General features: G+C 38.2%; 17 protein-coding genes and 1 tRNA gene. 7 read left to right on the forward strand and 11 right to left on the reverse strand.

Annotated elements, in window-relative coordinates; genetic code table 11:
- Window positions 1–38 precede the first annotated feature (38 nt).
- The 4 genes from RM545_RS16105 to RM545_RS16115 all read left to right on the forward strand — a co-directional run bounded on the left by RM545_RS16105 (window position 39) and on the right by RM545_RS16115 (window position 1,198).
- A complete protein-coding gene (locus tag RM545_RS16105; protein WP_311496315.1) occupies window positions 39–392 on the forward strand; it encodes a hypothetical protein in 354 nt (117 codons plus the stop codon).
- A gap of 92 nt (window positions 393–484) precedes the next feature.
- The gene (locus RM545_RS16110; RefSeq protein ID WP_311496316.1) at window positions 485–751 is read left to right on the forward strand and encodes a VOC family protein; all 267 of its coding nucleotides are present in this window, start codon (window positions 485–487) and stop codon (window positions 749–751) included.
- A complete protein-coding gene (locus RM545_RS17665) occupies window positions 751–921 on the forward strand; it encodes a VOC family protein (RefSeq protein ID WP_432264591.1) in 171 nt (56 codons plus the stop codon). The genes RM545_RS16110 and RM545_RS17665 overlap by 1 nt, the downstream gene beginning before the upstream one ends.
- Before the next feature lie 85 nt (window positions 922–1,006).
- Complete coding sequence (locus RM545_RS16115) at window positions 1,007–1,198, forward strand: type II toxin-antitoxin system Phd/YefM family antitoxin (RefSeq protein WP_311496317.1); 192 nt, start codon at window positions 1,007–1,009, stop codon at window positions 1,196–1,198.
- A 62-nt stretch (window positions 1,199–1,260) separates the two neighbouring features.
- Here the strand turns inward: RM545_RS16115 and RM545_RS16120 are convergent, their stop codons facing one another.
- From RM545_RS16120 to RM545_RS16135, 4 genes are all read right to left on the reverse strand, one after another.
- Complete coding sequence (locus tag RM545_RS16120; RefSeq protein ID WP_311496318.1) at window positions 1,261–2,013, reverse strand: UDP-2,3-diacylglucosamine diphosphatase; 753 nt, start codon at window positions 2,011–2,013, stop codon at window positions 1,261–1,263.
- Window positions 2,014–2,101: 88 nt separating this feature from the next.
- Window positions 2,102–2,434 carry a hypothetical protein gene (locus RM545_RS16125; protein ID WP_311496319.1) on the reverse strand — a complete coding sequence of 111 codons (333 nt, stop codon included), beginning with the start codon at window positions 2,432–2,434 and terminating at the stop codon, window positions 2,102–2,104.
- A complete protein-coding gene (locus tag RM545_RS16130; RefSeq protein WP_311496320.1) occupies window positions 2,416–2,658 on the reverse strand; it encodes a hypothetical protein in 243 nt (80 codons plus the stop codon). The genes RM545_RS16125 and RM545_RS16130 overlap by 19 nt, the downstream gene beginning before the upstream one ends.
- Window positions 2,659–2,931: 273 nt before the next feature.
- Window positions 2,932–3,384 (reverse strand): 6-pyruvoyl trahydropterin synthase family protein, encoded by a 453-nt coding sequence (locus RM545_RS16135; RefSeq protein ID WP_311496321.1) that lies wholly within the window; start codon window positions 3,382–3,384, stop codon window positions 2,932–2,934.
- 98 nt (window positions 3,385–3,482) lie between these two features.
- Between RM545_RS16135 and RM545_RS16140 the strand changes: the two genes are divergently transcribed.
- The gene (locus RM545_RS16140) at window positions 3,483–4,136 is read left to right on the forward strand and encodes a 2OG-Fe(II) oxygenase (protein ID WP_311496322.1); all 654 of its coding nucleotides are present in this window, start codon (window positions 3,483–3,485) and stop codon (window positions 4,134–4,136) included.
- Here RM545_RS16140 and RM545_RS16145 read toward each other — a convergent pair whose 3' ends face one another.
- The 3 genes from RM545_RS16145 to RM545_RS16155 form a co-directional block, all read right to left on the reverse strand.
- A complete protein-coding gene (locus tag RM545_RS16145) occupies window positions 4,137–4,271 on the reverse strand; it encodes a hypothetical protein (RefSeq protein WP_311496323.1) in 135 nt (44 codons plus the stop codon).
- Complete coding sequence (locus RM545_RS16150; RefSeq protein WP_311496324.1) at window positions 4,268–4,441, reverse strand: hypothetical protein; 174 nt, start codon at window positions 4,439–4,441, stop codon at window positions 4,268–4,270. Before RM545_RS16150 ends, RM545_RS16145 begins: the two co-directional genes overlap by 4 nt.
- 320 nt (window positions 4,442–4,761) lie before the next feature.
- Window positions 4,762–5,529 carry an enoyl-CoA hydratase/isomerase family protein gene (locus tag RM545_RS16155; RefSeq protein ID WP_311496325.1) on the reverse strand — a complete coding sequence of 256 codons (768 nt, stop codon included), beginning with the start codon at window positions 5,527–5,529 and terminating at the stop codon, window positions 4,762–4,764.
- Between the two features lie 166 nt (window positions 5,530–5,695).
- On the opposite strand from RM545_RS16155, the gene RM545_RS16160 reads away from it, so the two are divergent.
- Complete coding sequence (locus RM545_RS16160) at window positions 5,696–6,646, forward strand: Fic family protein (protein ID WP_311496326.1); 951 nt, start codon at window positions 5,696–5,698, stop codon at window positions 6,644–6,646.
- 108 nt (window positions 6,647–6,754) lie between these two features.
- Here RM545_RS16160 and RM545_RS16165 read toward each other — a convergent pair whose 3' ends face one another.
- Together RM545_RS16165 and RM545_RS16170 are read right to left on the reverse strand one after the other, a co-directional pair.
- Window positions 6,755–8,083, reverse strand: a complete 1,329-nt coding sequence (locus RM545_RS16165) for an MATE family efflux transporter (RefSeq protein WP_311496327.1) — start codon at window positions 8,081–8,083, stop codon at window positions 6,755–6,757.
- 81 nt (window positions 8,084–8,164) lie between these two features.
- Complete coding sequence (locus RM545_RS16170; protein WP_311496328.1) at window positions 8,165–8,665, reverse strand: GNAT family N-acetyltransferase; 501 nt, start codon at window positions 8,663–8,665, stop codon at window positions 8,165–8,167.
- Between the two features lie 63 nt (window positions 8,666–8,728).
- On the opposite strand from RM545_RS16170, the gene RM545_RS16175 reads away from it, so the two are divergent.
- Window positions 8,729–8,802: transfer RNA gene (locus tag RM545_RS16175), tRNA-Ala, on the forward strand.
- Window positions 8,803–8,846: 44 nt separating this feature from the next.
- Here RM545_RS16175 and RM545_RS16180 read toward each other — a convergent pair.
- Entirely contained in the window at window positions 8,847–9,725 is an 879-nt protein-coding gene (locus RM545_RS16180) for an alpha/beta hydrolase family protein (protein WP_311496329.1), read from the reverse strand.
- 28 nt (window positions 9,726–9,753) lie between these two features.
- Window positions 9,754–12,516, reverse strand: a complete 2,763-nt coding sequence (locus RM545_RS16185) for a PD-(D/E)XK nuclease family protein (protein ID WP_311496330.1) — start codon at window positions 12,514–12,516, stop codon at window positions 9,754–9,756.
- Between the last annotated feature and the right edge of the window lie 129 nt (window positions 12,517–12,645).

The following is a 12,645-nucleotide window of genomic DNA, read 5'->3' on the forward strand; positions in this document are numbered from 1 at the left end:
TTTAAATAATTTTTTATCTTTGGAGAAAGCATTCAAAGATGGACGACGTAGAGATCATTCACCATAACCGGCTGGGAATCGCTTTCCGCTGGAAGAATACAGATTTAAATATCGATCCCAACAGGATACAGCTGGTTTTTAAGGATATGGGTTTTTATCTTCTACGTGAAGAAATCATCCAGTTTTCAGGTAACATCAAGCTGGCAGAAAAAAGATCGTGCAGTAATTGCAAAAATCCCGAAAACTGCAGAAATATCCTGCTGAGGTCACCGCTTCAAAAAATGGATTTTGCAGTAAGCAGTGAAGAACTGGAACAAATCTCAGAACTTATTGAAGGCACATTGTTCCGCCTGAATTTATTTCAATACCTGGACGATATTTATAAAAATTAGGCATTGGCTTTAAAACAAATTCCTAACGACCTGATTTTAAGTAGAAAGCAATTTTCCCTAAACCGTATAAATAACTGAATTAGCGGCAATTTATGGCAACAGTGAATTCTTATTTATACTTCAACGGTCATTGTGAAGAAGCATTTAACTTTTATAAATCTATATTTAATAAAGAATTCCAGTACATAGGACGTTATAAAGATGTTCCTGAACTTGCCGGACAAAATTTCCCGCGTTGTACAGATGATCATATAATGCACATTAAATTACCAATTAGCAGAGAAACAATTTTAGTGGGAGCTGACGTTATTGAAAGCAGGGAACGAGAAAATAATACAGCAAAATACTTCTCGCTCTAATTGGTACTGATAGTAAAGAAGAAGCTGATAAATTGTTTAATTCTTTATCCCATGAAGGTGAAATTGAGCTTCCAATTTCGGAACAATTCTGGGGATCTTATTATGGAATTTGCCTGGATAAATTCGGTGTTAACTGGAAGATAAGTGTTAGTAGTGATGACCTCGAATAACAACCTTTCCTACAGAAAGTAAAGCAATGAAAATTAGATTTATGAAAAAGGTACGATTCTAAGTGCTTAAATGTATCTTTGTTGTATGGAAACAGTGAACTATAGTAATTTCCGGTCTAATTTAAAGTACTGGTTTGACAAGGTAGTGGACAATGTTAATGAGGTAATCATTAAGCGTAAAGGAGGTAAAGACCTTGTCTTAATATTTCTGGATGAGTACAATTCATTAAAGGAAACCACTTATTTGTTAGTGGCAAAAACGGAGAAGCTTTATTAGAATCTATTAATGAGCTGGAATCCAGTTCAGAAGAATAAGGAGAATAAGAGGCTTCCTCAATCCTACAACTTTTCCAACTTTACATCATCCCCATCAAAAACAGCATAGGTATAGTAATTAATCCAGTCTCCGGTGTTGATGTACATAGATTTTTCAGTTAGCTGAAATTCAAGGGGTAAATGCCGGTGCCCGAACAGAAAATAGTCATAGTGCTTTTTTTCCAGTTTTCGGCTGCAGTACTGAATAAGCCACTCCTTATCTTCTCCCAGGAATCCCTGGTCTTCTTCACCTGAAATCATTTTATTTTTAATAGAAAAATACTGCGCCAGCGGAACGCCAAGATCGGGGTGGAGCCAGCGATAAAGCCATTTTGAAAACGGATTAGTAAAGACCTTCTTCATACGTTTATAGCCGTGATCCCCGGGACCAAGCCCGTCGCCATGTCCAATCAGAAAAGTTTTGTTGTTGAATTCAAATTCTTTGGGTTTATGAAAAACCGGAATATCAAGTTCCTCTTCAAAATAATTATTCATCCACAAGTCGTGGTTCCCTACGAAAAAGTATACCGGAATTCCGCTGTCCTTAATTTCAGCAAGTTTGCCAAGGGTACGCACAAATCCTTTGGGAACAACATGTTTGTATTCAAACCAGAAATCAAAGAGATCCCCGAGCAGGAAAATGGCAGCAGCATCCTCCTTAATTTCATCGAGCCACTGTACAAATTTCTTTTCCCGCAGTCTGCTCTCTTTTTGAGTAGGCGCACCAAGATGATTGTCGCTGGAAAAATAAACCTTTTTGCCTTCAGGAATAGTCATAAAATCAATTCTGGCTGTAAAGATAATATTTTAAGCACAAGACCTCACAGGTTTTAAACACAGTATCTGTGAGGTCTGATTTCCCTCCTCAATGAGGAGAATGAATCATGTATTGTTTTTCAAAATATCTAAGAGTTGTTTTGGGTCTTGAAGGTTGTCCCAAAATGAAGTGATGATTATCTGAAATTTTAAAAAGCTTATAATAAATGCTGAAATTTCCCAAAGATGCTACTCTTACGTTTTTAAAGTTAGTTGGCTTGTAAAGGAAAGGATTTTCGGCAATCTGCTTTGTCCTGTCCGTTACCAGATGAATTAGTCTTCTTGAATAGACATTAGATTTATTTCGTTTAACCCAGTATCCCAAAACACCAACCAACTGTATATCGGCTGTTTTGGTCCAGATTATCTTTCGCCCAGCCATTCAATATTTCGTTTGCTCATTTCCTCTTGAGAAATCAGCCTTCCGTTTTGAATATCATCTTCAGCCATTTGCAAAATTTCTTTTTGTTCTTCTGTTAATGGAATAACATCTGATTCTGAACCATTAAAATCAGCAATTCTATCCAGAGCAACCAAGATTTCCTTGTTCTGAATAGAAAGGATTTTGTCGATTAAGCCATTTCTTATTTCCTCTACTGTGGCCATCTTCTGCAATTTTTACAAAGATCTGAAAAATAAGATATAAGCGAGCATCTAAAATTTAAATTTTTAGAGTGAGAATGAACTCAACCCTTATGTCCATCTTTCCTTTAAAAAAGGGAAGGAACTGTCATGTACGTTTTTTAAGCTCCCCTCCTTTTAAGGAGGGGTGGCCGGAGGCCGGGGTGGTTGCGCAAGGGATAGCAGCGGTTAGCTCCCGGTGCACTTTTTTGTGCGGCGGGACTAAAAGCGAATAGCCCGACCCGTTAGGGTTGCGCCCTACTCATTATCACTCGCATACCACTCGGCAAACGAAGTTTCAGTTTCCTGAAGTTTTAAAGAATGTAAATGAATATGGGACGGCAGGTGTTTCTGAATTTTTGAAGCAAAGTCGATAACCATATTTTCGCTCGTGGGTTGGTAATCCACCAAAATCACATGATGGTCGCGGTCCTGAAGTTCCTTTGCAAGCTCGACATGTGGCGTGTTTTTATTAAAAACGGTGGCATGGTCAAATTGATCTACAATTTCTGACTTCACAATTTTTTTAAGGTCGCCAAAATCGATTACCATTCCAAATTTTACATGCGCTGGATCTGTAATTGGCTCTCCCAAAACTGTAACACTCAATTTATAACTATGGCCGTGAACATTTCTGCATTTGCCGTCGTAGCCGTAAAGGGCATGGCCGGTTTCAAAAGAAAATTGTTTGGTAATCCTTATCTTGCTCATGGCATCTCGATTTTGCTGCAAAGATAAAAGATTTTCGACGCATAAATTTTTTATACAGGCAATCATTTTCTACTTTATATTTGGCAAATTTTTTCACTATGGAAGCAACATCAGAAGAGTTATATGAGCAGCTGGAGTTTCGGGAGAATCCGCTGTACGAGAAGATCATTTCTGATCTATTAGAGAACCAGTACTCGATTGTCGATTCTTTTTTTGACGAAGACGAAGTGGAGGCGCTGCGCAATTCCCTTCTGAATAAATATACCGAAGACAATTTTAAAAAAGCGGCTATTGGTAACAGGACCAACGAAGTAATAGCAAAATCTGTACGCGGGGATTTTATTTTGTGGATTAACGAAGCTGAAGCTGGCGATGCAGAAAAGTTGTTTTTCAAGAAAATCAATTCTCTTGTAGATTACCTGAATAAAACCTGTTTCCTCGGAATCCTGACGAAGGAATTTCATTATGCACTTTATCCTGAAGGAACATTCTATAAGCGGCATCTGGATACTTTCCAGAATGACGGACGGCGTAAACTTTCTATGGTTTGTTATCTCAACCAGGAAGACTGGAAGCCTGAAAATGGCGGAGAACTCGTGATCTATAAGGATGAAAATGGAGTTGAAACTTCAGAAAGTATTTTTCCTTTTCCGGGTCGTATGGTAATTTTTGAAAGTCAGGTGCTGGAGCATGAGGTAAAGCCGGTGAAACAGGAACGGCTGAGTATTACGGGCTGGTTAAAAACCCGCTAATTACTTCCTGAACTTTTTGTAAAGCACTACCGCTACCAGCAAAATGGCCAGTAAGAGCCAAAATCCATAACCACTGAGGAAGCTGAGAATTTCCCAGGCTTCTCCATCGGGCATTTCTGTCTCCTGTTGCATCATTTTTCGTGTCTTTTGCGCCAGCTATAACGCGCGTAAAAAAAAATGGCCAGCAGAAAAATTATCGCAATAAGGTACATCCAGTTACCGGCAATAAATTCCCATAAGCTGTATCCCCACATCTGATCTTCAGATGGGTCGCGGTCCTGTGGTAAATGCTGTTGTAAGGCCATTAAAAGTTCAAAGTTCAAAGTAATCTGAAAAGGTAGAATGTTTATTTTATATATCCACTGGCAGTAAGAAAATTTTAGGTTTTTGAATCTACTGGTTTAGCTAATTTTTGAAGACTTTTTCGCCTGGACCTTCTTATGAAGAACAAAATGCTACCTAATATTAAAAGCGTTACTGCTATTAGAAGCCAGTGTCCGCCTATAAAGGATCCTATTCTAAAACCTAATTCATATCCTTATTGATAAGCAGGGTCGTTATCAAAATTAATGTAATTTAAATACATTTGATTCTAGTTTTTAATAATTTACATTGTGTTTATTTCTTATTTTTTAAATTTTGACAAAGCTTCCCTTGTAAATTCTGAAAGTACTAATTCCCCTGAAACTTCTGCTCTTTCCTCCAGCAATTTATCCCAGTGGATAGTGTTTTTCCACAAAACGCGCTTCATTTCCAGCAAAGCCTGCGGATTATAGGAGGCCAGTTTTTCAGAAAAAAATTCTATTTCCTTATCAAGATCCTTAATAGATTCAAAAACCTTTGCGTACAGGCCTTTTTCCTTTGCCCAATAGGCATTTTTCCATTCATGGGCAGCCAGCGTTAACTCTCCCAAAGCGGCAACTCCCATTTTTCTTTCTACGGCCGGGGCAATTACAAACGGACCAATACCTATGCTCAGTTCCGAAAGTTTTATTGCCGCGGCCTCTGTGGCCATAGCATAGTCACACGCAGCAACAAGACCTACTCCGCCGCCTACAGTCTTTCCCTGTACACGACCTATAATAAGCTTTTTACATGTTCTCATGGAATTGATCACATTTGCAAAGCCGGAAAAAAATTCTTTGCCAGATTCGGGGTTTTCAATTTCCATAAGTTCATCAAAAGAAGCACCGGCACAAAAAGCTTTTTCGCCTTCAGATTTAAGGATAATGAGGTTTACAGAATCATCTTCAGAAAGACGGTTAATTTCTTTTTCCAGTCTTTTCAATAATTCGGAGGGAAAAGAGTTGCTCGCAGGATGTCCAAATTCCAGGGTGGCAATTTTGTTTTTAACTTTGGTGTATAGGCTGCCGTTTTCGCGTGTGGTGGTCATTGTTTGCTTTGGTTTTACTCAAATTTACATATTTGTTTGGAGTTTGTAGTTCGGAGTTTGTCGAATTCTTCACTTCTGCAGGTCGATAATTGGCATTTTAGAGCATGACACATTTTTGAACAATAAAAAACCACTTATATTTGATACTATCAAATGATACTATCAAATGAAGCCACCATATCAAGTTACCCCTATAATACTAAAATCTATAACTTCAATTTCAGAAAAAATTGGAGCTATAAATGCTAATTATCTAGCCAAACCATCGCCGAAGCTAAGGAAGGAAAATAAAATAAAAACAATCCATTCCTCTTTAAAAATAGAAGGAAATACCCTTTCTGAGCAGCAAATAACCGCACTCTTAGATAACAAAAGGGTGATAGGACCTGAGAGAGATGTGAGGGAAGTTTTGAATGCCATTGAAATTTATGGGAGTCTTGTGAATTATAATCCTTTTGAAGAAAAATCTTTTTTAGATTGTCACAGGGATCTAATGAAAGATTTGATAGAGGGTGCGGGGAAATACAGAAAACAAGGAGTAGGAATTATGAAAGGCTCGAATGTAGAGCATTTCGCACCACCACATGAGAATGTTCCGTATCTAATGAAGGATTTATTTGAATATTTGAGAAAATCAGAGGAAATTGAACTCATAAAAAGCTGTGTTTTTCATTATGAAATGGAGTTTATACATCCATTTATAGATGGAAATGGGAGAATGGGAAGGTTATGGCAAACACTAATCTTAATGCATAAATATCCGGTATTCGAGTACATTCCTTTTGAAACTTTAATAAGTCAGGATCAGGAAAGATATTATGCCGCTTTAGCAAAAAGTGATAAGGCTGGTAGCTCCACACCTTTTTTAGCCTATATGTTAGGTATAATTGACCAGTCATTAACAGGTTCACTGGATTTTAGTCATAGAATATTTACAGAAAAGGATAGGCTGGAATATTTTGTTAGCTTAGACAAGGCAGAGTTTACGAGAAAAGATTATATGGAGGTTTTTAAGGATATTTCTGGCGCCACAGCAAGCCGGGATCTAAAAAAAGGTATAGAATTGAAGATGTTTGAAAAAACAGGACAAAAAAACAGGACAAAATATAAGTTATAAAAGCTAATAATTAGCTGCAAAAGACAATCCCATTCGGTGGACTATTATTTGCTTATCAAAATATTTTCTTCGGAAGTTTGCCGTGATACCCGATGAAAGAAAGACTATTCAAACTTCCTTATCTAAATATTTTCTTCGGAATTGGATGACTAAAGCGCTGCTCCTTATCAGCATCCAAACGAAAAAAGCCATCCAGATAGCGTGCAGTTTTAGTCCGAAATAATCTGAAATTAGCAGGGTGGGAGTGAACCCCAGGAAAGTAGCGGCCAGAAGAACATTCCGAAGATATTTTGCTTCACCCAGACCTTTAAATATTCCATCGAACATAAAAGCAATGGCATTTACAGGCTGCATCAGTAAAACAATCCAGAATACTGAAGAAAATAAGGCAAGGACAGTGGCTTCTTTATTAAATAACAGGCCGATTTGTTCATAAAAAATTGCGCAGATTCCCATTAAAATCAATGCAATAAGAACCGCATAGAGACTTATCTTTTTACTCAGTTCCCATAAATTTTTATAATCCCTTGCGCCAAGTAAACGTCCGCCAATGGCATTTCCGGCGTTGGCGTATCCATCAATAAAAAAACTAAAGAATAGCCAGATGTTCATTAAAATACTCTGCGCAGCGATATAATTTTTTCCGTAATCTGTAGCATAGGCGTTGGCAAGGTAAATAGCGAAATTAAGGGCAGCGGTTCGTACAAAAAGATTAGCCGCCATAAGCAACAACGGCCTCATTTGCGGATTAATATTAAAACTCAACTTAAAATGAAACGGAGTTTTCTTAAAAAAAAACCAGAGTGCCATGACCAACATTGTAGCCTGGGCGGCGAGGCTGGCAAAAGCAGCACCTTCCAGGTGCATGGCGGGAATATAACCTTCAACTCCGTATACCAGCAAATAATCCAGCGCCACGTTCACGACGGCACCGGTAAGGCTGCATTTCATTGCCCACAGCGTATTTTGCAGACCCCGAAAAACTCCAAATATCGCAAAAGTAACCAGCGTTAAAGGATAACCCAGCGCCCTAATCTGGTAATAATTTTCTGAATATTGTAAAATAAGGCCTTCGGCATTATAAGCGCTAAAAATCGCTTCAGCAAAAAAAGCGGTAACGGCATAAATAACTAAACTGAAAAGGAAATTAAAACCAATGGCCTGCGGAATAAGCGTTTTTACCGCGTGCAGCCTGTTAGCACCAAGATGCTGAGAGACTATTGCTGAAATTGCTGTTTTTGTTTGCGCAACAATCCAAATGATAGCAGAAAGAAAAGAACCTACAATCCCAGCTGCGGCCAGGGCTTCTACAGAATTTTCTTCAACATTTCCAATAACCGCGATATCTGTGAGCGAAATAAGCGGCTCTGCAATTCCTGCAATTATCGCCGGAATAGCGATTTTGTTGATGTTCCTAAAACTTACCGAAGTCGCCACTGAGAAAGATTAAGTTGCAAATATAAATATCTGCTGCTGTTTTCAGGCTTGCTTTTAAAACTAAGGCCGAAAATTGCCATTTTAGAGCACCAGCTCGTAACAATGAAAAGGATGTTCACTTTGCTTCGAAAAAAAAATATTTCCCAGCTTTTTGTAGCCGCGGAATTCGTAAAATTGCTGATTGCGCTTGTTTTTACTGAAGGTATCCAGCCTCACGGATTCAAAGTTATGCCGCCGGGCATGATTTTCAGCAAAATCCATGAGTGCTTTTCCAGTCCCGGAGCCCCATTTAGCAGGATTTGTTGCCAGGCGGTGGATATAGAGGTTATTTCCGCTATTGGTGAGCCATTTAACAGGAAGATATTCTTTGTCCATAAAACTGGTCAAAACAATGATGCCTTCAATTTGGCAATTTTCGACCTTTATATACAACTCCTGCTTTTCAATATCTTCGGAAAGTCGCTCCCTGGAAGGGTAATGTTCCTTCCATTGGTAAATTCCTTTTTGCCGCATAGCCACAGCGCAGGAGTCGGTAAGTAGTTTTATCTGCTCAAGATGTTTTTTCTTAGCAATTGTGATCATCTGAAATTCAGAAAATAAAAGATTTAGTTATTTCAAGAAAATTATTACATTTGCCACTCAAACGGGGGATTAGCTCAGCTGGCTAGAGCGTTTGGCTGGCAGCCAAAAGGTCATCGGTTCGACTCCGATATTCTCCACAAAACCACTGCAAACGCAGTGGTTTTTGCTTTTACGCTCTTTTCTAGTCTCCGTAAGCATCTATTAAATCCTGATCGTCTGTTTCCATAAATTTCAAAGTATTGTCCAGGACATACTTGAAATCTTTAGAGAAATCTTCTTCTTTCCACGGGTGTTTCATTCCGAAAACATGATCTGCATTTTCCACAAGTAATAATTTTGAGGTCGGGCTCCATTCAAAAAGATTACCGGCATCTGCTATGGAAACGCTCGTGTCACTACTGCCGTGAACAACCAGATGTGGGATTTCCAGCTTCTTTGCTGCTTTCTGAATGTTCAGGCGCTCTTCATTCTCTTTAAAATTGCGGTAAAATTGAAAGTGATGCGGGAGTTGCTGTTTTGTCCTGGTATTGGTAATATATCGAACACCTTTTTTCTTCCACAATTCAAGTTCGTCCTCTTTTGGAAACCTCGATCCAAAGTCGCTTACCGATGCAAAGGTGATAAGATTGGTAATTCTTTTTTCTTCCGCAGCTTTAATTATAGTAATTCCGCCGCCCCTGGAATGGCCAATAAGGTTAATATCTGAAACGTCCAGATGTGCTAAATATTTAAAATCGGGAAGTAACAGGTAATCTATAACAGATTGTAAATCGTCCAGTTCTTTGGTGAAATTGTTATCTCCAAAAGCCTCGATATTTAAAAATTCCGTCGGGTTATCTGGAGTAGTTCCGTTATGTGAGAAATTAAATTTCACGAAGAAATAACCTTTGCGGGCAAACCATTCGGCCATTAAATTCCAGCCGCCCCAGTCTTTAAAGCCTTTGTAACCGTGACAAAATATTACTATGGGTTTTGGTTTATTTTCAGATTCAAAAAATAGATCGGCAACAATGGGTTTGCCGTGTTTTCCTTCTATCACTAAATTTTTTTTGATTTCCATTTATTCTTTTTTGGAGAGGAAGCCTTCCCTAAAAACTTCCGTAGGATTTCTTTATTTCTTTCTCGGTGAAAGGTACTTCAGGATTACAGATTTCCACAATTAATTTGTTCAATTCTATCTTAAAAGATTCGAGAATATCATTGTTTATTTTATATTTTTTAGCACTTCGCTGGTTCGGAGTCTCTTTTTTGCAAAATTTCAGAAATCCGCCCTTTAGATTTTTAAAGGAAATTATTCCGGCTTCCACAGGCTGTTCTAACCTTTTGGTTATGTTTATCATCGTTGCATAAGTCAATACCTGGAAACTTTTACTGTATTTATCATAATCTGTAGCGATGGCTTCCCAGTCGAAAATTTCAATTTTATTTTGTTCTACTTTTCCGGTTTTATAATCGATAATCCTGGTAATTCCGTTTGTCTTTTCAACCCTGTCTACTTTTCCGCGTATGAAGATGGGGAAGTTCAGTCCGGGAATTTCCAGAGGAGCTTTAAGGTTGTTTTCTATCTGCAGGATTTGGATTTCATCCCCTCGTTTGAGACGTTTCTGTTCATATTTTAAAAAATTGAGAAGATAGCGTTTTGTCACTTCGAAAATGAGCAAATTCTGGCCTCTGTTCATGGGCGAACGGGTATAAGATTTTTCAAACTGAAGTTTAATTTCGCTATCGACCCGCTTTATAAAAGTTTCAATAATTTCTTCGGAAATGAGCTGATTTTCATAAGGTTCATAGAAATTCTGAAGCGTATCGTGAACTACCGTTCCCAGCGTGTTATAAGCCACAGTTTCTTCTACTTCTTCCTGCTCCCTGATGCCCAGAACATACTGGTGGTAAAAATCGAGTGGATTCCTGATGTAAGTCGTTAAAGCTGAAGGTGAAAATCCCGAAGCTGCCAAAGATCGGATTTTCTCCATGATTTGCGGCGTTTTCTGTATTTCCTGAAGCTGCTTTGGATTTGCACTTACTTTGGGCGCAATGGATTTTTTAATTATTTGATGTTTGGGCTGTTTTTCTATTTCCAGCTGCGTCAAAAAACGGCTCTTTTCACCGGCATTTAATCCGCTGCTTTCAGTGTTGTATAGCAGCGTCACCTTTTTTGCCCTTTGCAGCAATCGGTAAAAGTGATAGGTGTATACCGCATCTTTTTCTCTATAAGTCGGTAGATTATATGCTTTTTTAAGATCGTACGGAATAAAAGAATTGCTGGATTTCCCTGAAGGTAGCACCCCTTCATTCACCGAGGTGATAATAACATTTTCAAAATCCAGCGCGCGGGATTCCAGCATCCCCATTAATTGGAGTCCGTTAAACGGTCGCCCCTGGAAATCCAGGCTTTGGGTACTCATCATTTCCCTGAAGAAGCTGTGTAAGGACTTAATAGTTTTTATGTGAGGATACAATTCGTTCAGGTTTTCCAGCTTGTTAAAAAGTACGTGAAACTGGTAAAGGAATTCCAGCCCCAGGTTGTTTTCTGTTGATTTGAGGTGTGCCTTTATTTCAGAAATAATATCCTGTAAATTTTGCAGCGCCAGTTTTGGAGCATCTTGCCAATCTTTAAAGCAATAAGTAATGAGGTTTTTAAGATCTTCAGGAAAAAAGGAAATTAGTTTTTCGGGCTTTAGGTAAACTATATTTTCTTTACTAATCTTTGCGGTTGCCTTTGCAGCATGCGGATTCAAAATAGGGGCAATTGCAGGATGATTAATTATGGAAATAACATCCTTGTAATAATATTCTTTTTCTTTGTTAAGGTGGATATGAAAAAGCTTTTCAAAAAAGGAAGTTATTGGAGCGTTTTTAAGAGGGAATCCCATTGTGATATTAAGTGCAGAAATGTGGGGTGGCAGGCTGTTTAAAACCGGAAGTAGTAAATCTTCTTCTCCCAGTACAACCGCTGTTTTTTCCAGTTCAGACTGGTCCATAGTTGCCAAAATTTCACCTAAATATTTTGCCTGCCCTATATTTTTGGGAATACCAGCAATTTCAATATTCTTTTCTCCGGCGTATTCTTCAGTTGTTAAAGGAATTGAGTGGTTTTGGTAATAGGGCCATTTTTCCAGGTATTCTCTTATAAAGAGAGAGGCACCGTGCTCCCGGTCCTGGAGAAAAATTTCATCCATATCCCAAAAAACTTCTGCAGTAGTATTTTCCAGCATATATTGGAATATTTTTTCTTCCGCAGCATTTAGCGCATTAAATCCGATAAAAACATGCTTTTGAGAATGTCCGGCGGCATATTCAGCGATTTTTTCTGAAGCTTTGCGGTAAATGAGACCTTGATATCCCTGCTTTTTAGAGCGAAATTTATCTGAAAGTTTCTCATAGAATTCTGGTAATTTGTGCCAGAACTTCAGATAGTTTTTTATTAAATCTGTTTTTTCTTCCTGTAAAAACCAGTGTTTTTGATCCTGAATTTCTGAAAGATAATTAAAGAATGCACGGTGATCGATCAGGTAGCGGTCTACTTCATTGAAATCGTGGATGAGCGTTTGTGCCCAATTCATGAAAGTGTCGAAATCTTCCTGTTCTTCTTTTGGAGTACACCTTTGGTACACTTCAAAGAACTCGAAAATCGAAATGGTATTGTCTACAGTTTTTAAACCGGAAATCTCTTCAGTAAATTGTTCAATACTATAAATTTTGGGGGCGAAAATGTTTTTTTCGCTAAGCCTGGAAAGTTCGTTAATAAGAAATGCTCCGGCCCTTTTGCTGGGAAGTACAAACGTTATTTCTGAAATATTTTCTTCGGAAGATAGAAGGCGTTGAAGCACGCGGTTTATAAATGATCTCATGCTACCAAAAATAAAAAACGCCCCGACTAATCGGGACGTTTTTAGTAAAGAAATTTAACTCTATATAACTACATAACTACTTCTTATTCTCTCATTTCTTTTTCTTCATCAAGAGAAATTTCAACTCTT

Origin of the sequence: Autumnicola lenta (assembly GCF_031846515.1) — a bacterium.
Classification (GTDB): domain Bacteria; phylum Bacteroidota; class Bacteroidia; order Flavobacteriales; family Flavobacteriaceae; genus Autumnicola; species Autumnicola lenta.